This window comes from Pseudomonas alkylphenolica, assembly GCF_004025535.1.
Classification (GTDB): Bacteria; Pseudomonadota; Gammaproteobacteria; order Pseudomonadales; family Pseudomonadaceae; genus Aquipseudomonas; species Aquipseudomonas alkylphenolica_A.
The window spans coordinates 476956-503384 of sequence record NZ_QJRG01000048.1; the positions used below are offsets into that span (position 1 = coordinate 476956).

Below are 26429 nucleotides of genomic sequence, written 5' to 3' on the forward strand. Positions count from 1 at the left end.
CTAGCCCGCCAGTACCGCGCGCACGACGCAGTCGGCCATGGCCCGGCGGGTTTGCAGAGTGGCGCTGCCCAGGTGCGGTTGCAGCACCACGTTGTCCAGGGCCAGCAGCGCCTCGGGCACCTGCGGCTCGTGCTCGAACACATCCAGCGCAGCCCCCCCCAGGCGCCCGTCGGCCAGGCGTGCCACCAGGGCTTCTTCATCGATCACGCTGCCACGGGCGATGTTGACGATCACCCCTTGCGGTCCTAACGCGTCGAGCACCGCTGCATCCACCAGATGACGAGAACCGGCCCCGCCGGCGGCGGCGACGATGAGGATATCGCTGGCCTGCGCCAGGGCTGCCAGTTCGGCGTGATAGGTATACGGGCTGTCGGCCAGCGGGCGGCGGTTGTGGTACGCCAGCTGAACGCCAAAAGGTTGCAGGCGTGCGGCAATGGCGTTGCCGATCTTGCCCAGGCCGACAATCCCCACACGTTGCCCGCGCAGGCTGGTCCCCAACGGTGCAAAGCCACCTTCACGCCAGCGGCCTTCGCGCACAAAACGGTCGGCCAGGCAGACATGACGCAACAGTGCCAGCAGCAACGCCACCGCCTGATCAGCCACGGCGTCGGTGAGGATGTCGTCGGTTGTGGCGATGCGAATGCCACGGGCGCTGGCCAGCTCAAGGTCAATCCTGTCGATCCCGACACCGTTGACCGCAATCAGGGCGAGGTTGCCCAGGCCCGCCATCAACGGCGGGTCTACGCCCTCCCCGCCATTGGTAACCAGCGTCTTGAAACGCTCCGGTCGATCCGCCAGCAGCGCCTGTTGCTCGCTGCGGCTACAGGCACGGACCAGGTGAAAATGCTCGGCCAGTTGCGCTTCGTACTCCGGGAGCAACGGCGCCAACATCAACAATTCGGCTTTCATTACAGCCCCTCAATCGGCCTGGACAGTGACTTGGCGTTGCTCACCCAGCCCCTGGATACCCAGGCGCATGGTCTGCCCCGGACGCAGGAACACCGGCGCCGGCGTGATGCCCATGCCGACACCGGGCGGCGTCCCGGTGGAAATGACATCGCCCGGCTGCAAGCTCATGCAGCGGCTCAGGTAGGCGATCAGTTGCGGAATGCGGAAGATCAGCGTGCGGGTATTGCCCTGCTGGTAACGATGACCGTCGACCTCCAGCCACAGGTCCAGCTGGTGCGGGTCGGCCACCTCGTCGCGGGTCACCAGCCACGGGCCGATCGGCCCGAAGGTGTCAAAGCCCTTGCCCTTGTCCCAGGTGCCGCCACGCTCGAGTTGCCACTCGCGCTCGGACACGTCGTTGATCACGCAGTACCCGGCCACATGGTCCATGGCATTGGTTTCATCGATGTAGCGACCACCTTTGCCGATCACCACACCCAGCTCGACCTCCCAGTCGGTCTTGATCGACCCTCGCGGAATCTCGACGTTGTCATTCGGGCCGCAAATGGCGCTCGTCCACTTGTTGAAGATGATCGGTTCGCTGGGCACGGCCATGCCGGCTTCGGCAGCGTGATCGGCATAGTTCAGGCCGATGCAGATGAACTTGCCGATGTTGCCCACGCACGGGCCGATGCGTGGCGTGCCTTCAACCAGCGGCAGGCTGTCGGGGTCAAGGCTGGCCAGTTTCGCCAGGCTGGTCGGCTCAAGGGCGGCGCCGCTGATGTCTGCAAGCACGCCACTCAGGTCGCGGATACGCTGTGAGGCATCCAGCAGGCCGGGTTTCTCCGCACCCTTCTCGCCATATCGCAACAGTTTCATCGGTGTCTCCTGCTTGATTCAAAAGAAATTCAGATACTCATGCCGCCATCGATCAGGTGCACGCCACCGGTGGTGTAGGCCGAGGCGTCGCTGCCCAGGTACAGCGCCAGCTGGGCGATCTCTTCGCCAGTGCCCAGCCGGCCCATTGGCTGGCGGGCAACAAACTGCCGGTAGACCTGCTCGGCACTCACGCCCTGGGCGGCGGCCTGCTCGGCAATGCGCTGATGCAGCGACGGCGACTCCACGGTGCCGGGGCAAATGGCATTGCAGCGGATACCCTGGCCAATGTAGTCGGCCGCCACCGCCTTGGTCAGGCCGATTACCGCAGCCTTGCTGGCAGCATAGGCAAAGCGGTTGGGTACCGCTTTTACGCTGGAGACCACCGACGACATGTTGATGATCGACCCGCCACCGCGTTCCAGCATGCCCGGCAGAAAGGCGCGGATCATGCGGTACATGGCGGTCACGTTGAGGTCCAGCGAGCGCTGCCAGGCCTGCTCGTCACAGTCGAGGATGCTGCCGCTGTGCACATAGCCTGCGCAGTTGAACAGCACATCGATGCCACCCAGCGAATCGCGCAGCGCGTCAATGGCCTCGGCGCCGGTGACATCCAGCGTATACGCCTGGATGCCGCCCTGCCCGGTCAACGCCTGCAGGTGGATGTCGGTGGCAATCACCTCGGCACCGGCTTCGGCAAAGGCCCTGGCGCTGGCCAGGCCGATGCCCTGGCCCGCCGCCGTAACCAGCACACGTTTGTGTTTGAGGTTCATACCGTCTCCAGCTTGAGCACAGCGCTCGGCTCGCTGCGTTGCTGGCCGAGCATGGCCGCCGGGATCGAGAGGATCAGCAGGCCGCTGGCAAACAGGCACAGGCCCAGTACATAAGTGCCGTTGTTGATATTGCCGGTGAGGTTCTCGGCCACGGCGGTGATCATCGACCCGGTGAAACCCGAGAGGTTGCCGAAGGCGTTGATCATGCCGATCCCCGCCGCTGCCGCAACACCGGACAACACCGTGCCGGGCAAGGTCCAGAAAATCGGCATGAGGCTGAGGATGCCGGAGGCGGCGACAGTCAGGAACAGCACCGAGAGCACCAGGTTGTGCGCGAAGAAGGCACTGAGAATCAGCCCGCAACCGCCGATGAACGCCGGGATCGCCGCGTGCAAGCGGCGCTCGCCGGTGCGGTTGGAGTGCCGGGCATTGAGCAGCATGGCCACCACGGCCACGCCATAGGGAATGGCCGTCAGCAGGCCGATTTCCAGGCTGCTGGTAATGCCGGCACTCTTGATGATCGACGGCATCCAGAACGCCAGGCCGTAGAAACCGGTGTTGAAGGTCAACAGGATGAACACCAAAAGCCACACGCGCTTGTTGAGGAATACCTCGCTCAGGCGCGTGGCCTTGCCGTGGTTGTCCTGCACCAGGTTGGCCTTGAGCATCTGCTTTTCTTCGCTCGACAACCACTTGGCCTTGTCGATGTTGTCGCACAGGCAGGTGAACACCACCACCGCCATGATCACCGAGGGGATGCCTTCGATCAGCAGCATCCACTGCCAGCCGGCCATGCCGTGCCAGCCGTTAAGGGCGGTCATCAGCCAGCCGGAGAGCACGCCACCGAGGGTCAGGCTGATCGGCATGGCAATCAGGAAGCCCGACATCACCCGGCTTTGCCGGTGGGTCGGGAACCAGTAGTTGAGGTACAGGATCACGCCGGGGAAAAACCCGGCCTCACAGATACCGAGTAGAAAACGCAGCACATAGAACATGGTGCTGGATTCGACATTGAAGAAGGCCGCCAACGGCACGGTAAAGGCCACGGCCATGGAAATGATCGCCCAGCTGAACATGATCCGCGCGATCCAGAAGCGTGCGCCGTAGCGGTGCAGCAACAGGTTGCTGGGCACCTCGAAAAGGAAGTAGCCCCAGAAGAACACGCTGGCGCCCAGGGCGTAGACCGTGTTGCTGAACTGCAGGTCGTTGAGCATGTCCAGCTTGGCAAAACCGATGTTGACGCGGTCCAGGTAGGCCGCCATGTAGCACAGCAGCAACACCGGCAGGATACGCAGGATGACTTTGCGGTAGGTCCGGTCTTCGAACCTCGGATCGTGGGCAGGCGAAGACGCCAGGTGCTCAGGTTGTGTGTGCATCGTTGTGACCCCTCGGCATGTCGGGCATGCCTGATTGTTGTTATGGATCGAATACCGGGCGCCAGGCGCCCGGTAGTGCAGCCGTCAGAGAATCGCTTCGCGGCTTGGCTGGCCGTCGATCAGGCGCAACAGGCCCAGCGGGTTGGCATTGTGCAAGGCCGCCGGCAGCAGTGCCTCGGGGAAGTTCTGGTAGCACACCGGGCGCAGGAAGCGCTCGATGGCCAGGCTGCCCACCGAGGTGCCGCGGCTGTCGGACGTGGCCGGATACGGGCCGCCATGCACCATCGCATCGCACACCTCGACCCCGGTCGGGTAGCCATTGACCAGCAGGCGGCCGGCCTTGTGTTCGAGCAGCGCCACCAGGTCGGCGGCCTGGGCGAGATCATCGGCCTCGCCGATCAGGCTTGCCGTCAGTTGCCCGCCTAGGGCTTGCAAGGCCTGCAGCAGCTGCGCGCGGTCGGCGAGTTCGACCACCACCGTGACCGGGCCGAACACTTCTTCCTGCAGCAGCGGATCAGCGTCGAGCAGGCATTGCGCCTGCGCCTGGTATAACTGAGGCCGGGCCTGGTTGCCCTGCTGCTCGGCGCCGGCCAGGTGTCGAAAGCCGGGATGGTCGTTGAGCGCGTTGAGGCCATGGGTGTAACTGCGCAAGGTGCCGGCGTTGAGCATGGTTTGCGGCGCCTGGTCGGCGATTTGCCCGCGCAGGTGCTCGATGAACGCGCTGAAATCCGCCGAGCGCACACCCAGGATCAACCCCGGGTTGGTGCAGAACTGGCCACACCCGAGCACCACCGACGCAGCGAGCTCACGGGCGATGCGCTCGCCGCGCACGGCGAGGGCCTGCGGCAACACGATCAGCGGGTTGATGCTGCTCATCTCGGCGAACACCGGAATCGGCTGCGGCCGCGCCGCCGCCAGGTCGCACAGGGCGCGGCCGCCTTTGAGCGAGCCGGTAAAGCCTACCGCCTGGATCGCCGGATGCTTGACCAGCGCCTCACCCACCCCGCTGCCGAAAATCATGCTGAACACCCCGTCCGGCATGGCGCAGCGTTCGGCAGCGCGCAAGATGGCCTCCGCTACAAACTGCGCCGTGGCCATGTGACCGCTGTGAGCCTTGAACACCACCGGGCAACCAGCAGCCAGCGCTGCGGCGGTGTCGCCACCGGCAGTGGAAAACGCCAGCGGGAAATTGCTGGCACCGAACACAGCCACCGGCCCCAGGCCCAGTCGGCACTGACGGATATCCAGGCGCGGCAGCGGCTGGCGTTGTGGTTGCGCACGGTCGATACGTGCGCCGAGAAAGTCGCCACGGCGCACGACATTGGCGAACAGCCGCAACTGAGCGCTGGTACGCGCCCGTTCACCCTGAATGCGCGCGGCAGGCAAAGCGGTTTCGCGGCAGACGGTGTGGATGAAGTCCTCACCCAGGGCGTCCAGTTCACCGGCGATGGCTTCGAGGAATTCGGCCCGGCGTACCGGCGCCAACGCACGAAACTCAGGATAAGCAGCTGCCGCAGCCAGGGCTGCAGCGTCGACTTCTTCGGCAGTAGCCTGGTAAAAAGCAATGGGCAGCGCTTCACCGGTGCTGGCATCGACACTGTGCAAGGTCAGGCTGCCGGCGGCGCTGCGGGTGGCGCCAATGAAGTTGTATCCAGCATGTTGAGACATGAACGCTCCTGAAACCTGTTGAAGAGACTGGTGGCTAATCTAGGCAGGCAAGCGATTCTTTCCCAATGGCATTTGTGGATCGATCGATAACCCCAGGCTATCGCACACCCTCCAGCCGCTCACGCGCCTTGCGCGCATCGGCCATGAGGATCTCGGCGAACTCCAGCGCCGAGCCGACCAGCGGCTCGCCTTTGCGGGTGAGGATGCCGTAGTCCTGCGGCGCCAGGTGCAGGGGTGTGTCGAGGGTGCGCAACACGCCGCTGCTCAGGTGCGGCTCGACCATGGCCTGGGGCAACATGCCGATCATCGGCCCACCCTGCAGCACTTTGAGAAAGGTCTGCATGGAGATGGTATCGATGGTGTTGCGCGGTACCGATACGCCGGCTTCGGCAAAGGCACGCTCCATGCGCCCACGGATCGGTGTGCCCTTGGGGTAGAGAATCCATGGCCACTCCAGCAACTGCGGCAAGGTCACGGCACCGACGTCGAGCAGCGGGTGCTGGTGGTTGACCACAAAGCAGAACGGCTCCGGCGCCAGCGGCTGGAAATCGAAGCGCTGGCATTGGGCCTGGTCGGTGAAGCGCGCCACTGCCAGGTGGAGGATTTTTTCATCGAGCATGGCCATCAGGTGATCGCTGGTCTGCTCCACCACCTCAATCGACAACAGCGGCCAGCGCTGCTTGATCTGCACGATGGCATCCGGCAACGCCACAGCCGTGGCGGCGAAGATCCCGCCCACCTTCAAGTGGCCGTGCCCGCCCTCGCGCAGGCTGGCGATGTGGTCGACAAAGTTGTGCGCATCGTTCAGCGCCACCTGGGCGTAGCGCACCACCTGCTCGCCCAGCGCCGTGGGCGGCATGCTGCGCGGCTGACGCTCGAACACGGCAAACCCCAACAGGTTTTCGATTTCCTTGAGCATCTTGCTGATGGCCGGCTGGCTGAGGTTCATCTGTTGCGCAGCCAGGTGCATGTTGCGGGTGCGACCGAGGGTGTCGATCAGCACAAGGTGACGAAACTTGAGCCAGTTGCAGAAGTGCGAAAACGAGAGGTCCGACATGGCATCCGCCTTTGGTGCAATAACCTGTTGTTATCGAGTGGTGAGATTATGCCATTGGAGTTTATCGACAGTCCTCCCTAGCGTGCAGGTTTTATCGAACCGAGAGTGCTTGCCATGCCGCTAACCCTGACCCCCGCTAATACCCTGCCTGCCGATGGCCTTGCCGGTACCCTGATCGGCCGCGCCTGGATTCCCGGCACGGTTGCCGGCCCTTCGCCGATCGTGCTGCGCAGCGACGGTGTGTTCGACCTCTCGGCGCGCTTCGCCACCCTCAGCGAGCTGCTTGAGCAAGAAGCACCGCTGCAGGCCCTGCGCAGTACGCCCGGTACGTTCGTTTGCAGCGTCGAGGCCCTGCTGGCCAACACCGGCGCCCATGCCGACCCTGCCCGCCCCCACCTGCTGGCGCCGCTTGACCTGCAAGTGATCAAGGCCGCCGGCGTGACCTTTGCCGCGAGCATGATCGAACGGGTGATCGAGGAGCAGGCCGGTGGCGATGCCGCCAAGGCAGAAGCCGTGCGCGCTACCGTACAGGCGGTGATCGGCAACAACCTGCGTAACATCACGCCTGGCTCGGACAAGGCCATGGCGCTGAAGGCCCTGCTGATCGAACAAGGCATGTGGTCGCAGTACCTGGAAGTGGGCATCGGCCCTGACGCCGAGGTGTTCACCAAAGCGCCGGTGCTGTCCGCTGTCGGCAGCGGCAGCCTGATCGGTGTGCACCCGGAATCGCAGTGGAACAACCCCGAGCCGGAAGTGGTGCTGGCGGTCGACAGCCGTGGCCGCATTCACGGTGCGACCCTGGGCAACGACGTCAACCTGCGCGACTTCGAAGGCCGCAGTGCCTTGCTGTTGAGCAAGGCCAAGGACAACAATGCCTCGTGCGCCATCGGCCCGTTCATCCGCCTGTTTGACGAAACGTTTGACCTGGACGCCGTGCGTCAATGCGTGGTGGATCTCAAGGTGGAAGGCGACGACGGTTTTGTCCTGGCCGGCACCAGTTCGATGAACCAGATCAGCCGCGACCCGCAAGACCTGGCCGCGCAAACCCTCAACGCCAACCACCAGTACCCTGACGGCTTTCTGCTGTTCCTCGGCACCCTGTTCGCGCCCACCGAAGACCGTGACCATGCCGGTGCCGGCTTCACCCACAAGGCCGGCGACCAGGTCAGTATCAGCAGCCCGTTGCTGGGCAGCCTGCACAATCAGGTCACCGGCAGCGACCAGGCCAGCCCCTGGACGTTCGGAGTCGGCGCGCTGATGCGCAACCTCGCCGAGCGAGGGCTGCTACAACGCTGAACACCTGCACCGCGCTGCACCTCCCATAACAATAAAAGCGAGGCATGATATGACTACCGAGGCCAAGGTCTCCCCCACGCCCGACCCGCGCCAACTGCGCCGGGCGATCTACACCGGCGCCATTGGCAGTGCCCTTGAGTACTACGACTTCGCCATCTATGGCCTGGCCTCGGCACTGGTCTTCGGCCACATTTTCTTTCCTTCACTGGGTACCACCGGTGCGCTGCTGGCCAGCTTCGCCACCTATGGCGCAGGCTTTCTGGCGCGGCCGTTCGGCGGGCTGTTCTTCGGCTCGCTGGGCGACCGCAAAGGGCGCAAGCTGGTCCTGCTGCTGACCATCGCCCTGATGGGCACCGCCACCACTCTGATCGGCCTGCTGCCAACCGGCCCTGTGGGCGCTGTGCTGCTGGTGCTGTTGCGCCTGCTGCAAGGCTTTGGTGCCGGTGCCGAGCAAACCGGGGCGGCGACGCTGATGGCCGAACTGGCACCGCCCAAGCGCCGTGGCTTCTATGCCGCCCTGCCCTTTATCGGGGTGTTCAGCGGCCTGGCCCTGGCGACCATCACCTTCCGCCTGCTGGACGCCTCGCTAACCCGCGAGCAACTGCTCGACTGGGGCTGGCGCCTGCCCTTCCTGGCCAGCGTGGTGCTGATCTTCATGGCCATCTGGATTCGCCTCAAGCTCAAGGAAAGCCCGGTGTTCCAGCAGCTCAGCCAGCAACAGCACGTGATCGAATCACCGATGCGCACGGTGCTGCGCAATGCCCGTCGCCCGCTGCTCGCCACCACCCTGATGCGCATGGCCGAGACCGGCTGCTCGACGCTGTATGCCACCGTGTCGATTGCCTTCCTGACCGGCTTTGCCAGCCGTCACCTGGCCGACGGCGGTGGCAACCTCATCAGCATCGGCACCAATGCAGTGTTGGCCGCCAGCGTCCTCAGTGTGCTGACCACGCCATTGTTCGGCGCCCTGTCCGACCGCTTCGGGCGCCTGGCGGTGTACCGCGGCGGCGCACTGTTCTGTGTACTCTGGGCATTCCCGTCGTGGTGGATGATCGACAGTGGTGAACCGCTGCTGGTATGCATTGCCGTCGTCGGTGGCTTCGCCCTCGGCGCCAACAGCATGCTCGGCGCCCAGTGCGCGCACTTCACCGAACTGTTCGGCAACCGCTACCGCTACTCCGGTGTTGCCCTGGCCCGTGAGATCGGCGCCATGCTCTCCGGCGGCCTGGCACCGATACTCGGCATTTTCCTCGTCGGCCTGGCCGGCGGCGCCTACTGGGTACTGGCGCTGTATACCCTGGTGCTGGCCTGCCTGACCCTGCTCGGCACCCTGCTGTCGACCGAAACCCGTGGCCGCGACCTGACCGACCTGGCTGATGCCGTCGGCAGTGGCGCCCGTGAAGATTGTGCCAGCGCCCCGGCCTGGCAACGTTGATACTGCCCCTTTAACGATAAGAGAGATTTGTCATGAGCCTGACGCCGAAACGCACCCTGCGCAGCCAGCAATGGTTTGACGACCCGAGCCATGCCGACATGACTGCGCTGTATGTCGAGCGCTACATGAACTACGGCCTGACCCGCGACGAGCTGCAATCGGGCCGGCCGATCATCGGCATCGCCCAGACCGGCAGCGACCTCACGCCCTGCAACCGTCATCACCTGGAGCTGGCCCAGCGGGTCAAGGCCGGGATTCGCGACGCCGGCGGCATTCCCATGGAGTTCCCGGTCCACCCGATCGCCGAACAGAGCCGTCGCCCCACCGCCGCGCTGGACCGCAACCTGGCCTACCTGGGCCTGGTGGAGATTCTGCATGGCTATCCGCTGGACGGCGTAGTGCTGACCACCGGCTGCGACAAGACCACCCCGGCGTGCCTGATGGCCGCCGCCACCACCGACCTGCCGGCCATCGTGCTGTCGGGCGGGCCGATGCTCGACGGCCATCATAAAGGCCAGCTGATCGGCTCGGGCACCGTGCTCTGGCATGCGCGCAATTTGCTGGCGGCCGGCGAGATCAACTACGAAGGTTTCATGGAGATGACCACCGCCGCGTCGCCGTCGGTAGGCCACTGCAACACCATGGGCACCGCACTGTCGATGAACGCACTGGCCGAAGCGCTGGGCATGTCACTGCCTGGCTGCGCGAGCATCCCGGCGCCCTATCGCGAACGCGGGCAGATGGCCTATGCCACCGGCCGGCGCATCTGCGAGCTGGTCATGCAGGACGTGCGCCCCTCGCACATCATGACCCGCGACAGCTTCGAGAACGCCATCGCCGTGGCTTCGGCACTGGGCGCATCGAGCAACTGCCCGCCGCACCTGATCGCCATCGCCCGGCACATGGGCATCGACCTGTCGCTGGACGATTGGCAGCGGGTCGGCGAAAGCGTGCCGTTGCTGGTCAACTGCATGCCGGCCGGCAAGTACCTCGGCGAAGGCTTCCACCGTGCCGGCGGCGTACCGGCGGTGATGCACGAGTTGCTCAAGGCCGGGCGCCTGCATGAGCACTGCGCCACAGTCAGCGGCAGAACCATTGGCGAAGTGGTGCACGACACCGTCACCAGCAACGCCGACGTGATCCTGCCGTACGAGGCACCGCTCAAGCACGGCGCAGGCTTCATCGTGCTCAGCGGCAACTTCTTCGACAGCGCCATCATGAAGATGTCGGTGGTCGGTGACGCCTTTCGCAAGACCTACCTCTCCGAACCCGGGGCAGAAAACAGTTTCGAGGCGCGGGCCATTGTCTTCGAAGGGCCGGAGGACTACCACGCGCGCATCGACGACCCGGCCCTGGACATCGACGAGCGTTGCATCCTGGTCATCCGCGGTGCAGGCACCGTGGGCTACCCGGGCAGTGCCGAAGTGGTGAACATGGCCCCGCCTGCCGCGTTGATCAAAAAAGGCATCGACTCGTTGCCGTGCCTGGGCGATGGCCGTCAGAGCGGCACCTCGGCCAGCCCGTCGATCCTCAACATGTCACCGGAAGCGGCGGTCGGCGGCGGCCTGGCCCTGCTGCAAACCAATGACCGGCTGCGCGTCGACCTCAACAGCCGCCGTGTCGACGTGCTGGTCGATGAGCAGGAACTGGCCCGGCGTCGCGCGGCCTGGCAGCCGAACATCAAGCCGTCGCAAACCCCTTGGCAGGAACTCTACCGCCAGTTGGTCGGCCAGCTCTCGACCGGTGGTTGCCTGGAGCCTGCCACCCTGCACCTCAACGTCATTGCCCGCGAAGGCGGAATGCCGCGTCACTCGCACTGACAAGCGCCCGGCCCAGTAACGACCGCGCCTGCGGTCGTTACTGGGCGACGTCCACCCATTGCGCGCTGACCAGGCTGGCCATGTGTTCGGGCTCGATGCGCACGGCGGCATTGGGCGCGCCGCCTGCCGGGAAGACGATGGAAAAGTCCTTCAGCGAGACATCGCAGAACACCTGAAGCGGACGCGGCAGGCCAAACGGGCACACACCCCCGACCGGATGGCCGGTCGCCTCTTCCACATGCGCGGCATCGAGCATGCGCGCCTTCACGCCAAAGTGCTGCTTGTACTTGCGGTTGTCCAGGCGGGCATCACCGCGGGTGACCAGCAAAATCACCTCTTCGCCGACGCGCAGCGACAGGGTCTTGGCGATCTGCCCGGGCTCAACCCCGAGCACCTCGGCCGCCAGCGCCACCGTTGCCGTACTGGCACCGAGTTCGAGCACCTGGATGTCCGGGGCGTGATGGGAGAAAAACGTTCTGACTGACTGCAAGCTCATGCTCGATCGGCTCCTTGTGAACAGACGTTGTGCAGCGGCACAACAGCGCAATGGAACATGAGCGGGTCAGCCTTGGCAAGCACGCCGGCGCCGATCAATGCAGGGCGCGGGTCACCAGGTAGTTCGACAGCTCCGGCTCATCGTTGAGCTCGATCATGCGCACGGGTCGTGGCAGTTGATCGAACACGGCGCGCCAGAACGCCTGCGCGGCTTCGTCCTGGTCATAAAAGCGCACCAGCCAGTCGTTCTGTGTCGCTGTCAGCACCTGACTGGCCACCGCGCGGCCAATGCCCTTGCGCCGATAGCGCTTGAGAATGAACAGGTCGGCCAGTTCCAATGCATCCAGCCCCGGCAGTTCGCTGCGTTCAACCAGGTAGAAACCGGCGATGAAGCCGTCGACCAGAATCAGGTTGGCGCTCCACTCCGGCGCCTGCCAATAGCGCGTCAGGTGTTCTTCATGAATGTAGAAGCGGCCGTCGACTTCCACGTCTTCCTGCTCCCAGTCCGACGATTCATAGGCGTAGAACTGGTAGAGGTTGCGAATCAGCTCGGCCTGGTCCGGGCCGGTTTGCAGCAATTCGATGGAAACGGAGGTCGAAGGCATGTACGTCTCGGTCAATAACGGATAGCGCCATTTTTGGCGGGCGCTATTGTTTACAAAACCCACGGCGAATGCCAGCGACACATCCCTGTCCGGCGACAGGTTGCCGGTTGGAGGTGGCCCGATGATCCAGAGCGAACCCGCACGTGACCCGGCACCGATGTCACGCGGTACGGCCATTGCCTACGCAATCGGCCTGCCACTGACCTTGCTGGTGCTGATCTTCCTGCCCGTTGGCAGCCTCGCCTGGCGACCGGGCTGGGTGTTTATCGGCGTGCTTGTCGCGGCATTTGCCATCAGCGCGTGGCTGCTTGCACGCATCAACCCGGTGATTTACCGCGCCCGCAGTCGCATTCAGGCAGGCACCAAAGGCTGGGACAAAGTCTTGCTGGCCCTGATGCTGCCGGTCATGGTCGCCGTGCTGCCCGTGGCGACACTGGATGCCGGACGTTTTCACCCCACGGCAATGCCGGGCTGGCTGGTGCTGCTGGGTTATGGCGCGATGCTCGCCGGGATTGCCCTGGCCACCTGGGCGCAGGCGGTCAATCCGTTTTTCGAACCCGGCGTACGCATTCAGGCCGAGCGTCATCAGCGGGTCATCGACAACGGCCCGTACCGTTTCGTCCGGCATCCCGGTTATGTTGCTGCGTTGTGGCTGTTCTTTGGCATGGCCCTGGCGCTGGGCTCGTTCTGGGCACTGCTGCCGGCGCTAATGGCGGCGGCCCTGCTGGTGCTGCGCACCCGCTGGGAAGACCGCCTGCTGCAGGCCGAGCTGGCAGGTTACGGTGAGTATGCCCGCCGTGTTCGCTTCAGGCTGGTCCCCGGTGTGTGGTGACCAATGAGCTTTTTCGCGGGTAAACCCGCTCCCACAGGGTGAACTGCACCTGTGGGAGCGGGTTTACCCGCGAAGAGACAGTGCCGCGTTCAGATACGCGCCAGGGCCTGGGCCAGGTCTGCACGCAGGTCCTCGACGTCTTCCACACCCACCGACAGGCGCACCAGCGCATCGCCAATACCCAGCTGCGCACGGGTCTGTGGGGGAATGCTGGCGTGGGTCATGATCGCCGGGTGCTCGATGAGGCTTTCCACCCCGCCCAGGCTTTCGGCCAAGGCAAAAATCTGCACGCTTTCAAGAAACCGCCGGGCGCCGGCCAGGTCGCTGTTGAGGTCCAGCGAAATCATCCCGCCAAAGCCGCGCATCTGCCGGCGCGCCAAACCGTGTTGCGGGTGTGACACCAGGCCCGGGTAATACACCCGCGCCACCTGAGGTTGCAGCTCCAGCCAGTGCGCCAGATCCAGGGCATTGCTGCAATGGCGCTCCATGCGCAAAGCCAGGGTCTTTACCCCGCGCAACGTCAGGAAGGCATCGAACGGCCCGGCAATGGCCCCCACCGCGTTCTGCAAAAACCCCAGACGCTCGGCCAGTTCGGCATTCGCCACCACGGCAATCCCGCCGATCACATCCGAGTGGCCATTCAGGTACTTGGTGGTCGAATGCACGACAATGTCGAAACCCAGCTCCAGCGGACGCTGCACCCACGGACTGGCAAAGGTGTTGTCGGCGACGCAAAGAATGCCGCGCTGGCGGCAGATGTCCGCAACAGCCACCAGGTCAGTCAGGCTCAGTAGCGGATTGCTCGGCGTCTCGACCCAGACCATGCGCGTGTCCGCCTGCAGACTGGCTTCGAAGGCCGCGAGGTCGGTGAGGTCGACAAAGCTGAAACGATGCCCGGCACTGCGCCGGCGCACCCGTTCGAACAGGCGGAAGGTGCCGCCATACAGGTCGTTGCCAGAAACGATGTGCGCGCCGGCGTCGAGCAGTTCGAGGACGTTGGCGATGGTCGCCAGCCCTGACGCAAAGGCAAAGGCCTGGGTGCCGCCCTCTAGGTCCGCCACGCAACGCTCCAGCGCCCAGCGCGTCGGGTTGTGCGAACGGCCGTAGTCCAGGCCCTTGTGCACCCCCGGGCTCTGTTGCAGGTAAGTCGAGTTGGCGTAGATCGGTGGCATCAGGGCGCCAGTGGACGGGTCCGGGCTTTGACCGGCGTGAATCACCCGGGTGGCGAAACCGCGTGACGCGGTGCTGTCGTCGTGCTGGCTCATGGCAAGGACCTGCGCAGGTGGTTGAGCATGTCGACACGGGTGATCAGGCCGTAGAAGCCCGAGTCATCGGCGATGATCGCCACCAGTCCACGGTCGAGTTCCGCTTGCAGTATAGACAGGCTGGCACCCGGCGGCAGGGTTTGCAGCTTGTCGGTCATGGCGCTGGAGACCGGCAGGCGAAAGTGCGTCGGGTCGGCGTGCATGCCCAGCAGAATGTCGGACTCATCGATCACCCCGACCAGGCGCTGGCCGTCTTCGAGCACCGGCAATTGCGAGACGTCCGCCAGGCGCATGCGCTGGAACGCGGTGAGCAAGGTATCGTCGGGGCCGACGCTGATCACCCGGCCATCCTCAAAGCGCCGGGCGATAAGGTCGCGCAGATCGCCATAGTGCTTGAACTGCAGCAGGCCCTGGTCAGTCATCCACTGGTCGTTGTAGACCTTGGACAGGTAGCGGGTACCGGTGTCGCACACAAAGCTGACCACGCGCTTGGGCGTGGTCTGCTCGCGGCAGTAGCGCAGCGCCGCCGCCAGCAAGGTCCCGGTCGAGGAACCACCGAGAATGCCTTCGGCGCGCAGCAACTGGCGCGCATGGTCGAAGCTGTCTTCATCGCTGACCGAGTAGGCCTGGCGCACACTGGACAGGTCGGCAATCGAGGGAATGAAGTCCTCGCCGATCCCCTCCACCGCCCACGCCCCCGGGGTACCGACCGCACCGCTGCGGCTGAACTCGGCCACCACCGAACCCACCGGATCGGCGAGGACCATGGCGAGGTCCGGTTGTACGCGGCGAAAGAAGCGGGTCAGCCCGGTCAGGGTACCCGCCGAACCGACGCCGACGACGATGGCATCGACGTCATGGTGCATCTGCGCCCAGATCTCGGGGGCGGTGCTGCATTCATGGGCCAGGGGGTTGGCGGGGTTGTTGAACTGATCGGCGAAAAACGCCCCGGGGATGTCCTGCGCCAGGCGCGCCGCCACATCCTGGTAATACTCGGGGTGGCCTTTGCCGACGTCGGAACGGGTGATGTGCACCTCGGCGCCCATGGCCTTGAGGTGCAGCACTTTTTCGGTGGACATCTTGTCGGGTACCACCAGCACCACGCGATAGCCCTTGGCCCGGCCGACCAGCGCCAGGCCCAGGCCGGTGTTGCCCGCCGTGGCTTCGACGATGGTGCCACCCGCTGCCAGGCGGCCATCGCGCTCGGCGGCATCGATCATGGCCAGGCCGATACGGTCCTTGATCGAGCCACCGGGGTTCTGTGATTCAAGCTTGAGAAACAGCGTACACAGGCCGGTGTCGAAACGGCTGACACGCACCATGGGCGTGTTGCCGATCAGTTCGAGCACGGCCGGACGGGAGTCGATGGCCACGGTGTCACCTCGCAACGTGAACGGTCGCGGGACGGGCAGCCTCTCAAGAAAAGCCTGCCTGTCCCAAGCAGTGCCTCGCTAGGACCATAGGCCCGCTTGGCAACTGCCGCAACCGCTCGCGGCCAGCCGGTCGGCTCACCCGGTCAGTAGGTGCCGCGCAGGGTCAGCATGAAGTTGCGCGGGTCGCCGTAGTAGTTGCCATAGGTCGAGGTGCCGACGGTCTGGTAGTACTTTTTGTCGAACAGGTTGTTGCCGTTGAGGGTCAGGTCCCAGTGCTCGTCGACCTTGTAATCGACCAGCGCGTTCCAGGTGGCATAGCCGCCCTGGCTGAAGTCGAACGGCACGTTGCTCTGCGCCACGCTGCCATCGGGGTTGAAGCGCGTGGTGGTACCCGAAACGTAGGTCGCGCTTTGCACCTGCACGCCGCCGCCGATCTTGAAGTCCTGGAAGGCGCCCGGCAGGCGGTAAGTGGTGTAGAGCTTGAACAGGTGTTTGGGCATGACCGTGCTCAGCGGTGAATCGGAGCTGCGGTTGCGGTTGAGGTTGAAGGTGTAGCCGCCGATCAGGGTCCAGTCCGGCAGCAGCTCACCCGAGGCTTCAATGTCGACGCCCTTGCTCACCACCTTGCCGTTGCTCAGGTAGCAGCAACTACCGGCAAATAGACTGCTGGTGCCGGCATAGGCCGGGTCGATGACCGCTTCGTCTTCCCGCGTGGTGTAGTACAGGGCGATGTTGGTGTTCAGCGCGCCATCGAACAGTTCACCCTTCAGGCCGGTCTCGTAGGTCTTGCCGGTCATCGGCTCGAGCGGGCTGCCGGGCTGCGGGCCGGAGAGTTTGTTGGCCTGGGGCTTGTAGATCTCGGAGTAGCTGGCGTAGGCCGACCATTCATCACTCAGGTCGTAGACAATGCCGCCGAACGGCGTGACCTTGGTGCCGATGCGCTGGTCGACGTCGGAGGCCGTGGTCCACTGGGTGCCGCTGCGGGTCTGGTAGGTCTGGTTGAAGTGGTAACGCTGCGCCCGCGCGCCGAGGATCAGGTGAAGGGGCTCGGCCAGTTGCAGGCGCAGGCTGGAGTACACGCCGTACTGACGCTGCGCGTTGGGGTTGTAGTCGCGGCTGTAGTCGGTGTGGTTGGCCGGCTCGTCCCAAGGCGTGGAGTCGGGGTCGAAGACGTTCACCGGGCCACCGAAGCCCGGATGCGGTGCGGTACCCAGCCAGCGGCTGTCGATCCGTTGATAGTCCGCGCCCACTACCAGCTGATGATCAAGGCCGAAAGACTGGAAGTCACCGGCCAGGTTGATGTCGTAGAGGTGCTGCTCGTTTTCCTGGCGACTCTGAGTGCCGTACCAGGTCACGCCGGTGCCGGTGTTGGGGTTGACCGCGTTGAGGGTGCTGGCGGTCTTGAACCAGGACACGTCCCAGATGTTGGTGTACGACAGGTTGAGCTTCCAGTCGTCATTGAAACGGTGGTCGTACTTGGCGAAGTACTCGCGGGCCGTGGTGTCGGCAAACGCCCAGTTCTGGGTCAGGCCGGTGTGACGCGGCAAGCCCAGGTCGACGCCGTTGCTGTAGCGTGGCACCGAGCTTTGTGTGCCGTTTTCGTGGGATTTGTTGTAACGCACGCCGAAGGTCAGCATGTCGTTGTCGGTCACGTCGGCTTCCATCACCCCGTAAACCAGCGGCTTTTCGGTGCTGCGCTTGTCAACGAAATACTGGCGGTCGGTGTTGGCCACCACCAGGCGTCCACGCAGGCGGCCATCCCAGCCCATCGGGCCGGTGATGTCCAGCTCCTGGCGGTAGTTGTCCCAGCTGCCGGCGCTCAGGCTCAGTTTCAGCTGGTTGTAGGCCATCGGCCGTTTGCGCACCAGGTTGATGATGCCACCCGGATCGCCCGAGCCACCGAACAGCGCACCGGAGCCACGCAACACTTCAACGTGGTCGAACTCGGCAAGGTCAAAGATGTTCGACGAATAGAACGAACCCATCGCGGTGCCCAGCGCCTGGGGGGCAGCGCCGTCGATCTGCAGGTTCTGGATGGAGAAGCCACGGGAAATGAAATCCTGGATACGGAACGTGGTGCTCTGGGTGATCACCCCGGGCGTCACCTTCATCGCCTCGTTGATGTCGGTCAGCTGCTGGTCTTCGATCAACTGGCGGGTAACCACCGACACTGACTGTGGCGTTTCACGCAGGCTGGTCGGCGACTTCGAGCCGACGCTGATCAGGCCCGGCGCATAGCTGCCGGTGTTCTCGGTGCTCTCGCCCATGCCTTGGCCGGCAACCGTGGTAACACCGATCTCCAGGGTTTGCCCGGCTTGCGTATCGACCACCGGCAGCAGCACAAAGCCGTTGTCACTCTGGCTGATGCGATAGCCACTGCCTTCGAGCAAGGCAGCAAATCCGGCTTCCACCGTGTAGGTGCCGCTCAGGCCCCGGCTGGTGCGGCCTTCCAGCTCATCCGCCTGCAGCACCAGGGCGACACCCGCCTGCTGGGCAAAGCGGTTTAGGGTACTGCCAAGCGGCCCGGGGGCAATGTCGTAATGCTGCTGGGACTGGGCGAAGGCCAGTTGCGGCAGCGCTACGGCAACACCGGCACACGCCAGGTGGATACACAGCGCAATGGGACTCAAGGCCTGCGAGTCAGCAAATCGACGCATGGGAAAACGGCTCCTTTAATAATCATGTTGGCCCTTTGCTTGACGGGCCACGCTGACAATGCGGAACCATTGGGAATGATTATTTTTCAGTTTTTTTCAGCTTCGATGCGAATCCACAGCGGCGTGTACTGTTGCAGACGGATCGGCAGCGCCTGGGCCAGCAGGTTCAAGGCGCGGTCGGTGTCGTCCAGCGGTAGCACGGCAGAGACCCTGAGGTCGGCCAGTGCAGCGGCGTCGAACTGCAGGTGGCCACGGCGCTGACGCCCCAGGGTTTCGAGCACCTGCGCCAACGGCACGTTATCGACCACCAGCTGGTGGCGCTGCCAGGCCTGCTCCAGGCTGGCCGGATCGATGTCGGGCAGGCGCCCCACCGCATCGTGGCGCGCCCAGGCACGTCCACCGCGTTGCACCTCCAGCGACTGGCTGCGGTCGGCACTTTGCACCGCAACCGTGGACTGCAGCATGCTCAGCTCGCTCTGCCCTGCCCCCTGGCTGACCACAAAGCGCGTACCGAGGGCCTTGAAGCTGCCGTCTGAGGTGACCACCACGAACGGCCGCGAGGCATCGTGCGCGACATCCACCAAAACCTGGCCACGGCGCAGTTCGAGGCGTCGCTGGGCCGGGTCGAACTGCAGGTCGAGGGCACTGTTTCCGTACAAGGTGATCCGCGAACCGTCTTCCAGCGTATGTGTCTGCCATTGCCCAGGCGCGGTGTGCATGTCGGCAAACCAGTCGTCGACGCGGTAGCCACTCAGGCTCAACACCACGCCCAGGTTGGCCAGCAGCACGCCAATCGCGAGCAGGTGACGGGCCTTGACCCTGCGCTTGGCCGGCAGCTGCAAGGCGGCACGCGCCGGCGCCCGCTGTGAACGCAGGCTGTGCAGTTGCGCAACCACGCCACTGATGCGTTCGTAGGTAGCCTGATGTCGAGTGTCCTGTTGGCGCCAGCGCTCGAACGCCTGGCGTTCCTGCGCGCTCAAGGCGCCTTCACTCAGGCGCAATACCCATTCGGCAGCCTGGGCTTCAATGCTGTCGTCGCGGTTCATTGCCTCACACATCCAGCGCCTGGTTGCAGTGCATCAGTGCCTGCAGCAGGTACTTGCGCACCATCCGTTCGGACACGTCCAGGCGCCGGGCGATCTGCACCTGGGTCAGTTCATCCAGGTAATAGTCCACGAAGGCCTGACGCACCTTGTCGCTGAGGCCTTCAAGGACGAAGGCTATCTGCTCCAGAGCTTCGAGCGTGGCAAGGATCTGTTCCGGCGACTGGTGCCCTTCCAGCACATCGACCGTCAGCGCCAGCTCGCGCAGGTAGGCATCCTCGATGTGCTGGCGACGGGCCTTGTCGATGATCAGGCGGCGTGCGGTGGTGCTCAGAAAGGCTCGCGGTTCGCGGATGCCGAGCAGCGAATCGCGCGAGCCGAGAATCCGCACGAAGGTGTCATGCGCGGTGTCGGCGGCATTCTGCGGGCAGCGCAGCTTGCGCCTAAGCCAGCCGAACAGCCAGCCGTGATGCTCGCGGTAGAGCTCATGAATCGCACGCTGGAAAGTCGGCTCGACGGCGGACATGAACACACCCGGCATATGTAAGTGAGAATGGTTACGAATAGTATCCAGTCGCCCGCCGACTGCGCAACCTCTGCTGCCTGCACCTACTCAAAAATCTACCGCAAATAAGGCAATTTGCTGGCCCCTAGCCGCCATCTTCATTGGCAAACTCGCTTTTCTTTCAACAACTTAGGTTGACACTATGCGGGCTTATGGACTGACCCTTGCAACGTTTTTTCTTGCCACCTTCGCTCTCGGCGCCCAGGCCAAGGCATTAGGCAAGAATGATCGCTATGTGTGCACGTGGGGGTCGGATATAGCCGCAGGGGCGCAGCAGTCCAAGCTGTCGGGCGTGACCCTGTACTCGGCACGCAAGAAGCTGCAGGTGCGCAAGTTCCCCAAACCGTGGATGCGCATGACGGCCATGGGCATCACCGAGCAGACCTACAACAGCCAGTCGCGGCTCAAGCCTGCCGCCATCAAGCAGACCTATTACGAACAGTGCGTGCAGCATGCGGTTGCCCAGCGCTAGCGGCATGGCGCGTGTATGATCGTCAGCCTTTTTCAACCAGGCCTGTCAACGGATGGATAGCACATCGGTGTACCACGGCAGCTGCCTGTGCAGCGCCATCGGCTTTCGCATTGACGGGCCGATCAAGGCCGTTAGCCATTGCCATTGCAGCCAGTGCCGCAAGGCCCATGGGGCCGCCTTTGCCAGTTATGGCAGCGTGCCGGGCAGCACCTTGACGGTCAGCGACCCTGAAGCGGTGATGCGTGTGTTCGAGTCATCGCCAGGCGTCAGCCGCAGCTTTTGCTCGCGCTGTGGCGCCAACCTGTTCTGGAACAATGCGGCAGGAGATTTTGCCGATTGGGTGAGTGTCGCGCTGGGAACACTGGACACGCCGTTTGCGCCTGAGCGGCAGAAACATGTGCACGTCCACTCCGGGCTGGACTGGCTCGGCTGGCCTGATCGCGAGTCGGGTACACCCTTGCAGGGTTGATACTCGGCAACACGATCAGGCAATCAGTCAGGCGCCAAACAGCTCAGCCATGCGCTTGAGCTTTTTCTTGTACTGCTGGCGCGCCGCCAGGGCATCGTCCAGCGACACTTCGCGAAAGCGTGCCTTCTGGTTCGGCTGCATCTGCCCGACCAGGTCCAGGTCGGCACTGATCACCGTGCCGATCATGGCGTAGCCGCCCCCGGACACCGCGTCGCGGTGCAGGATGATCGGCTCGAGCCCTGCCGGCACTTGGATGGAACCGATGGGGTAGCAGCTGTCGACGATGTTCGAGGGATCGGAACCGGCGCCGAAGGGTTGCTCACGTGGCTGAAAACTCAGCGCACTGCCGCCCTTGAAGCGGTAGCCAATGCGGTCGGCCTCGGAGCCCACTGTCCACGGCTCGGCAAAGAAGCTCGCCGCCGCCGACGGTTGCAGGCGCTCGTAGTACAGCCCCGGCACGACGCGCAGTTCAACCTCGCCGCCCAACGACTGACGCAAGGCCATCGGCAGGCTGGCACCGACCTTGCCCTTGCCACTCGGGGTGCCGACCGGCAACTCATCGCCCGCCACCAGCCGCCGACCGTTGAAGCCGCCCAGGCCACCGAGGGCGTAGGTCGAGCGGCTGCCGAGGACCACCGGCACATCGATGCCGCCGGCCACCGCCAGGTACAAACGCGCACCCACTTTCGGGTAGCTCAGGCGCAGCACCTGCCCGGCGCGCACTTGCAAGGCGGTGTCCGGGGGTACCTGCACGTCATCGAGCAGCGCCCCCATGTACGCACCACTGAAGGCCACCAGGGCGTCTTCGCCAAATTGCAGCTCCGGCCCGAGCAACGTGCATTCCAGCGCGGCGGCCCCCGGGGCATTGCCGACCAGCAGGTTGGCAGCGGTCAGGGCATACTGGTCCAGCGCGCCGGAAGGCGGAATGCCCAGGTGGTAGTAGCCTTCACGGCCAAGGTCTTGCACCGAGGTGGCGAGGCCAGGCTTGAGTACTTTGATCATGCCAGCACCTCCTGCAGCGTTTTGGGGTAATTGACCGGGTCGGCGAGGAACGCATCCAGGGAAAACTCGACCGCGCGGATGCGCAGGTCGAACGTACCGGCCTCGACCTCAGCCACGGCCTGATCGTAGGCCGCACGGTCAATCGGCTTGAACTGCACGATATCGCCCGGACGGAAGAACACCATGTGCGCCTTGAGGTACTCCAGGGTTTGCTGCGGGTCATAGATCGGTGCCGGGGTGACCCCGAACATCTGGTAGCCACCGGCACCGCGCACCGAGTAGATGCAACCGAAGCAGCCGCCGTGGCCGAGGGTCAATTTCGGCGTATCGGTACGCGGACGCAGGTACTTGGGCACCTGCAACTGGCGCTCGCGCTCGACCATCTGGAACATGAACGGCAAGCCGGCGACAAAGCCGACCATCGACACGAACCAGGGCGCGCCGCTGTGAGCGGCGATGAACGCCTCGACGTCGGCCAGGCCATTGATCCGCGCCGCGTATTCCAGGTCGGTGGCGCTCGGGTCCTGATGACGGTCGCGAAAACGCATCAGCGTTTCATGGGTCCAGGGATCGTTGTACAGCACCGGAATCTCGATGATGCGGGTGTGCAGCGAGCGCTCGGCCACGGCCTTGACCTCGACGGTCTTGACCACGTCGAGCAGGGTCTGCGGATCGATCAGTTCCGGGTCGAAACGCACCTGGAACGAGGCGTTGGCCAGGCAGATATCCAGCACCCCTTCGAGCTCGAGCTTTTCCAGCGCACGGGTAATGGCCATGCCGACAAAGAACGCCTCCAGCGACATGCTCTCGCTGACTTCAGCGAACAGGTGTTCGTCGGCGCCAAAACTGTAGCGAATCGGACGGTTCATGACGCCTCTCCACAGCGCTGGCGAACAGGGTCGGCCAGCCAGGTTTCCAGGGTGCCGGTATTGAACCGGGCATCGGCCAGCCAAGGTTGTTCCAGCAATTGGGCGTGTAGCGCCAGGGTCGTCGCCATGCCACTCAGGGTAGTATCGGCCAGGGCCTTGCGTGCACGCGCCAATGCCTGGGTGCGATCATTGCCATGGACGATGATTTTCGCCAGTAGCGAATCGTAGTACGCCGGCACCTTGTAACCGCTGAACAGGTGGCTGTCGACCCGGACGCCCTCGCCTTGCGGCCAGGTCAGGCTGTCGACCAGGCCGGGGCTGGGGAAGAAATCCCGCGCTGGGTCTTCGGCATTCACGCGCATTTCGATGGCTGCACCGCGCAAGACGATATCGCTCTGCTGTAACCCCAGCGGCTCGCCCGAGGCGATGCGTAACATGGCCTGGACCAGGTCGATGCCGGTGATCATTTCGCTGATCGGATGCTCGACCTGAATGCGGGTGTTCATCTCGATAAAGAAGAACTCGCCGCTGACATCGTCATACAGGTATTCCAGGGTACCGGCACCCCGGTAGTTCAACGCCTGGGCCAGCTGCACGGCGCTGCTGCACAGGGCCTGGCGTTGTACCGGGTTGAGTGCTGGCGATGGCGCCTCTTCAAAGATTTTCTGCCGGCGCCGCTGCAACGAACACTCGCGCTCGAACAGGTGCACCGCGTGCTTGCCGTCACCCAGCACTTGCACTTCGATATGCCGGGCCTGGCGAATGAAACGCTCCAGGTACACCGCGCCATTGCCGAATGCGGCCTGGGCTTCGCGCTGCGCCTTGGGGAATTCCTGCTCGAACTCGGCGAGGTCGTTGGCCAGGCGAATACCGCGCCCGCCACCGCCGGCACTGGCCTTGATCAGCAGCGGAAAACCGACGTGCGCGGCGGCCTGCAGCGCGTTTGCCAAGTCATGCAGTTCATCGGCCGAACCGGGCACCACCGGTACCCCGGCCTGCATGGCAGTACGACGGGCCACCGCTTTGTCGCCCATCTGGCGGATGGTTTGTGCGGTGGGACCAACGAAGATGGCGCCGGCGGCTTCCACCGCCTCGGCAAAATCGGCGTTCTCCGAGAGAAAGCCATAGCCCGGGTGCACGGCATTGGCGCCGCTGGCCTTGAGCGCGGCCAGCACGGCGTCGATATTGAGGTAGCTGCGATCGGCACGGGCCGGGCCCAGTACCTGGACTTCATCGGCCAGCTGCGCGGCCATGGAGTCGACATCGGCTTCGCTGCAGGCGGCCACAGTGGGTATGCCCAACGCCTTGGCGGCACGAATGATGCGCACCGCGATCTCGCCGCGGTTGGCCACCAGCAGTTTGGTGATTGCCTGGCTCATGTAGGCCCCCTTACTCAGCGTTGATGGTAGCGATGACCTGACCGGGTTCGACCGGGTCGCCATCCTCAACCAGAAATGCGCCGAGGACGCCGCTGACGCCGGCGGTCAGCTCCGAGAACTGTTTCATGACCTCGATCAGGCCGATGACGGTGTCTGGCCCGACGCTGGCACCAGGCTCGACAAAGCACGGCGATTCGGGGGTGGCTTTACGGTAAAACGTCCCAGGGAGTGGGGTAACGACAGATTGCTCGGCCATGACTGTTCCTTTTGAAATAGTTGTAGAAAGGCAGGCGTAAAAATTCACAGGCGTGCGCGGGTCTGAACACGCGCGCCGGGTATCAATGGCTCACGGCGTGGTGACCCGTATGCCGGCGGCGTCCAGCGCTGCGCGGGTGGCCTGGACCAGGGCCAGAGCCCCCGGGGTGTCGCTGTGCAGGCAGATGGAGTCGAACTCGATGGCCAGGTCCTGGCCTTCCACTGTGGTCACCTTGCCCTGCTGGCAGGCACGCACCACGCGTGCGGCCACCTGCTCGGGGTCAAGCGCACGAACGTTGCGGGTGAAGACGATCGAGCCGCTCAGGTCATACTCACGGTCGGCGTAGAACTCTCGTACGGTCGGCTGCCCCAGTTCCCGGGCAACACGCCAGGTGGCCGAGTTGGGCATGCAATACAGCAACAGGGCCGGGTCGAGACGGTGCAGGGTTTCAACAAACAGCTGCGCAGCGTCTTCATCACGGGCCAGGTGCATGTACAGCGCGCCGTGCGGCTTGATGTGCTGCAGCTTCAGGCCCTGAATCCGTGCCAGTTCACGCAGGGCGCCCAGCTGGTAGAAGATGTCGTCGACCAGCTCCTGGGCCGGTGCGTTGATGTGCCGGCGGCCGAAACCTACCAGGTCGCGAAAGCCCGGGTGGGCACCGACCGCTACGTTCAGGCGCTTGGCCTGTTCCAGCGTGCGGCGCATTGTGCCGGGGTCGCCGGCATGAAAGCCGGTGGCGATGTTGGCGGAACTGATATAGGCCATCAGCTCGGTGTCCACCCCGTCACCGATGGTCCACGGGCCGAAGCTTTCGCCCATGTCCGAATTGAAATCGACTGCGTGCATCAAGGGGTGCTCCCGTTCATTCGCGTGATGGCTGAACAGTAGAATTCTGCTTGCCCCTTGGGAAGATCTATTATCAGATGGTCGGTATTCTGAAAAACAGATACCCCAAGGTGCAGCATGTCCCTCACATTGCGGCAGGTCCGCTACTTCGTTGCCACGGCCGAGATCGGCCAGATTTCCCAGGCCGCTCTTCACCTGAACATCTCGCAGTCAGCCGTGACCACCGCGATCAAGGAGCTCGAGTCGCTGCTCGGCGTGGCGTTGTTCCTGCGTTCGGCCCAGGGCATGACCCTGACGGATGCGGGCCGGCATTTTCTCAATCGTGCCTACGTGATCCAGCGCAGTGTCGACGATGCGCTCAACAGCCCCCTGCCCGACCACCGTGCCAGTGGCCAGCTGCGCCTGGCCGCCAGCTATACCGTGATCGGCTACTTCCTGCCGCACCACCTGCAGCGCCTTGGCCACTGGCATCCGGACGTGACCATCGAGGTGCACGAACAGGAACGTCGCGCCATCGAGCAAGGGTTACTCGACGACCACTACGACATGGCCGTGGTGCTCACCGCCAACCTCACCCACCCGGATATCGTCTCGGAGACCTTGTTCAATTCCGAACGCCGGCTGTGGCTGCCGGCCCATCATCCGTTGTGCGAACGCACGGTGGTAAGCCTCGCCGATGTCGCCCGCGAGCCGTACATTCTGCTCACCGTCGATGAAGCCGAACAAAGCGCCATGCGCTACTGGGAACACGTCGGCCAGCAACCCTCGGTGCGGGTGCGCACAAGCTCGGTGGAGGCCGTGCGCAGCATGGTCGCCAACGGCAGCGGCGTGGCGATTCTCTCCGACCTGGTGCACCGGCCGTGGTCGCTGGAAGGCAAACGCATCGAAACCGTTGGCTTGAGCGACCCGGTAACGCCAATGAGCGTGGGCCTCGCCTGGCACCGTGAACGTGCGTTCACACCGGCGATGCAAGCGTTTCGGGATTACTTTCACGAAGCCTTCCTGACCCCGCAGCAGTCCGTGGTGCGGCGATAAGCCACCTGGGCTGGCATTGGACAAGCGCCCAAAGCTCAGCATACTCAATCGTCACTGCTAGCCAGCGCGCAAGCAGC

25 protein-coding genes are annotated in these 26429 nt (G+C 64.2%); 7 read left to right on the forward strand and 18 right to left on the reverse strand.

Translation table 11 applies throughout. The features are described from left to right. The 6 genes from DM813_RS22680 to DM813_RS22705 form a co-directional block, all read right to left on the reverse strand. Nucleotides 1-909, reverse strand: coding sequence for a 2-hydroxyacid dehydrogenase (locus DM813_RS22680; RefSeq protein WP_128325638.1), 909 nt, complete (start codon nucleotides 907-909; stop codon nucleotides 1-3). A 9-nt stretch (nucleotides 910-918) separates the two neighbouring features. Beyond that, the gene (locus DM813_RS22685; protein ID WP_128325639.1) at nucleotides 919-1767 is read right to left on the reverse strand and encodes an ureidoglycolate lyase; all 849 of its coding nucleotides are present in this window, start codon (nucleotides 1765-1767) and stop codon (nucleotides 919-921) included. A gap of 29 nt (nucleotides 1768-1796) precedes the next feature. Continuing rightward, the gene (locus DM813_RS22690; protein ID WP_128325640.1) at nucleotides 1797-2537 is read right to left on the reverse strand and encodes an SDR family oxidoreductase; all 741 of its coding nucleotides are present in this window, start codon (nucleotides 2535-2537) and stop codon (nucleotides 1797-1799) included. Next, complete coding sequence (locus DM813_RS22695; protein WP_128325641.1) at nucleotides 2534-3913, reverse strand: MFS transporter; 1380 nt, start codon at nucleotides 3911-3913, stop codon at nucleotides 2534-2536. Before DM813_RS22695 ends, DM813_RS22690 begins: the two co-directional genes overlap by 4 nt. 84 nt (nucleotides 3914-3997) lie before the next feature. Next, nucleotides 3998-5581 carry an aldehyde dehydrogenase (NADP(+)) gene (locus DM813_RS22700; RefSeq protein ID WP_128325642.1) on the reverse strand — a complete coding sequence of 528 codons (1584 nt, stop codon included), beginning with the start codon at nucleotides 5579-5581 and terminating at the stop codon, nucleotides 3998-4000. 97 nt (nucleotides 5582-5678) lie between these two features. Further along, on the reverse strand, nucleotides 5679-6638 hold the full coding sequence (locus DM813_RS22705) for a LysR family transcriptional regulator (protein WP_128325643.1): 960 nt from the start codon (nucleotides 6636-6638) through the stop codon (nucleotides 5679-5681). A 114-nt stretch (nucleotides 6639-6752) separates the two neighbouring features. On the opposite strand from DM813_RS22705, the gene DM813_RS22710 reads away from it, so the two are divergent. Genes DM813_RS22710 through DM813_RS22720 form a run of 3 tightly spaced genes read left to right on the forward strand, consistent with a single transcriptional unit; the run spans nucleotide 6753 to nucleotide 11189 of the window. Beyond that, nucleotides 6753-7934, forward strand: coding sequence for a fumarylacetoacetate hydrolase family protein (locus DM813_RS22710; RefSeq protein WP_128325644.1), 1182 nt, complete (start codon nucleotides 6753-6755; stop codon nucleotides 7932-7934). Between the two features lie 49 nt (nucleotides 7935-7983). Next, nucleotides 7984-9369, forward strand: a complete 1386-nt coding sequence (locus DM813_RS22715; protein ID WP_128325645.1) for an MFS transporter — start codon at nucleotides 7984-7986, stop codon at nucleotides 9367-9369. Between the two features lie 32 nt (nucleotides 9370-9401). Next, complete coding sequence (locus DM813_RS22720; protein ID WP_128325646.1) at nucleotides 9402-11189, forward strand: IlvD/Edd family dehydratase; 1788 nt, start codon at nucleotides 9402-9404, stop codon at nucleotides 11187-11189. 37 nt (nucleotides 11190-11226) lie between these two features. Here DM813_RS22720 and DM813_RS22725 read toward each other — a convergent pair whose 3' ends face one another. Both DM813_RS22725 and DM813_RS22730 read right to left on the reverse strand, forming a co-directional pair. Next, entirely contained in the window at nucleotides 11227-11685 is a 459-nt protein-coding gene (locus tag DM813_RS22725) for a YbaK/EbsC family protein (protein ID WP_128325647.1), read from the reverse strand. Between the two features lie 94 nt (nucleotides 11686-11779). Continuing rightward, a complete protein-coding gene (locus tag DM813_RS22730) occupies nucleotides 11780-12289 on the reverse strand; it encodes a GNAT family N-acetyltransferase (RefSeq protein ID WP_128325648.1) in 510 nt (169 codons plus the stop codon). 121 nt (nucleotides 12290-12410) lie between these two features. Between DM813_RS22730 and DM813_RS22735 the strand changes: the two genes are divergently transcribed. Further along, nucleotides 12411-13121, forward strand: coding sequence for a methyltransferase family protein (locus tag DM813_RS22735; RefSeq protein ID WP_241653227.1), 711 nt, complete (start codon nucleotides 12411-12413; stop codon nucleotides 13119-13121). Nucleotides 13122-13210: 89 nt separating this feature from the next. Here DM813_RS22735 and DM813_RS22740 read toward each other — a convergent pair whose 3' ends face one another. From DM813_RS22740 to DM813_RS22760, 5 genes are all read right to left on the reverse strand, one after another. Next, the gene (locus DM813_RS22740; RefSeq protein ID WP_128325649.1) at nucleotides 13211-14386 is read right to left on the reverse strand and encodes a trans-sulfuration enzyme family protein; all 1176 of its coding nucleotides are present in this window, start codon (nucleotides 14384-14386) and stop codon (nucleotides 13211-13213) included. Next, nucleotides 14383-15759: a pyridoxal-phosphate dependent enzyme gene (locus tag DM813_RS22745; RefSeq protein WP_128325650.1), complete on the reverse strand. Its 1377-nt coding sequence runs from the start codon at nucleotides 15757-15759 to the stop codon at nucleotides 14383-14385. Before DM813_RS22745 ends, DM813_RS22740 begins: the two co-directional genes overlap by 4 nt. Nucleotides 15760-15902: 143 nt before the next feature. Continuing rightward, nucleotides 15903-18416, reverse strand: coding sequence for a TonB-dependent siderophore receptor (locus DM813_RS22750; protein WP_128325651.1), 2514 nt, complete (start codon nucleotides 18414-18416; stop codon nucleotides 15903-15905). A gap of 86 nt (nucleotides 18417-18502) precedes the next feature. Continuing rightward, the gene (locus tag DM813_RS22755) at nucleotides 18503-19462 is read right to left on the reverse strand and encodes a FecR family protein (protein ID WP_128325652.1); all 960 of its coding nucleotides are present in this window, start codon (nucleotides 19460-19462) and stop codon (nucleotides 18503-18505) included. 4 nt (nucleotides 19463-19466) lie between these two features. Continuing rightward, on the reverse strand, nucleotides 19467-19985 hold the full coding sequence (locus DM813_RS22760; RefSeq protein WP_128325653.1) for a sigma-70 family RNA polymerase sigma factor: 519 nt from the start codon (nucleotides 19983-19985) through the stop codon (nucleotides 19467-19469). 181 nt (nucleotides 19986-20166) lie between these two features. On the opposite strand from DM813_RS22760, the gene DM813_RS22765 reads away from it, so the two are divergent. Both DM813_RS22765 and DM813_RS22770 read left to right on the forward strand, forming a co-directional pair. Continuing rightward, complete coding sequence (locus DM813_RS22765) at nucleotides 20167-20496, forward strand: hypothetical protein (protein WP_128325654.1); 330 nt, start codon at nucleotides 20167-20169, stop codon at nucleotides 20494-20496. A gap of 52 nt (nucleotides 20497-20548) precedes the next feature. After that, entirely contained in the window at nucleotides 20549-20965 is a 417-nt protein-coding gene (locus tag DM813_RS22770) for a GFA family protein (protein WP_128325655.1), read from the forward strand. A gap of 27 nt (nucleotides 20966-20992) precedes the next feature. On the opposite strand, the gene DM813_RS22775 is transcribed toward DM813_RS22770, so the two are convergent. From DM813_RS22775 to DM813_RS22795, 5 genes are all read right to left on the reverse strand, one after another. Continuing rightward, on the reverse strand, nucleotides 20993-21967 hold the full coding sequence (locus DM813_RS22775) for a biotin-dependent carboxyltransferase family protein (protein WP_128325656.1): 975 nt from the start codon (nucleotides 21965-21967) through the stop codon (nucleotides 20993-20995). Continuing rightward, a complete protein-coding gene (locus tag DM813_RS22780; RefSeq protein ID WP_128325657.1) occupies nucleotides 21964-22836 on the reverse strand; it encodes a 5-oxoprolinase subunit B family protein in 873 nt (290 codons plus the stop codon). Before DM813_RS22780 ends, DM813_RS22775 begins: the two co-directional genes overlap by 4 nt. Continuing rightward, nucleotides 22833-24215, reverse strand: a complete 1383-nt coding sequence (locus DM813_RS22785) for an acetyl-CoA carboxylase biotin carboxylase subunit (protein ID WP_128325658.1) — start codon at nucleotides 24213-24215, stop codon at nucleotides 22833-22835. Before DM813_RS22785 ends, DM813_RS22780 begins: the two co-directional genes overlap by 4 nt. Nucleotides 24216-24225: 10 nt before the next feature. Beyond that, nucleotides 24226-24471 carry an acetyl-CoA carboxylase gene (locus DM813_RS22790; protein ID WP_128325659.1) on the reverse strand — a complete coding sequence of 82 codons (246 nt, stop codon included), beginning with the start codon at nucleotides 24469-24471 and terminating at the stop codon, nucleotides 24226-24228. Nucleotides 24472-24561: 90 nt separating this feature from the next. Beyond that, nucleotides 24562-25317 carry a 5-oxoprolinase subunit PxpA gene (locus DM813_RS22795; protein ID WP_128325660.1) on the reverse strand — a complete coding sequence of 252 codons (756 nt, stop codon included), beginning with the start codon at nucleotides 25315-25317 and terminating at the stop codon, nucleotides 24562-24564. A gap of 117 nt (nucleotides 25318-25434) precedes the next feature. Between DM813_RS22795 and DM813_RS22800 the strand changes: the two genes are divergently transcribed. After that, a complete protein-coding gene (locus DM813_RS22800; protein ID WP_128325661.1) occupies nucleotides 25435-26352 on the forward strand; it encodes a LysR family transcriptional regulator in 918 nt (305 codons plus the stop codon). The last annotated feature ends 77 nt before the right edge of the window (nucleotides 26353-26429 follow it).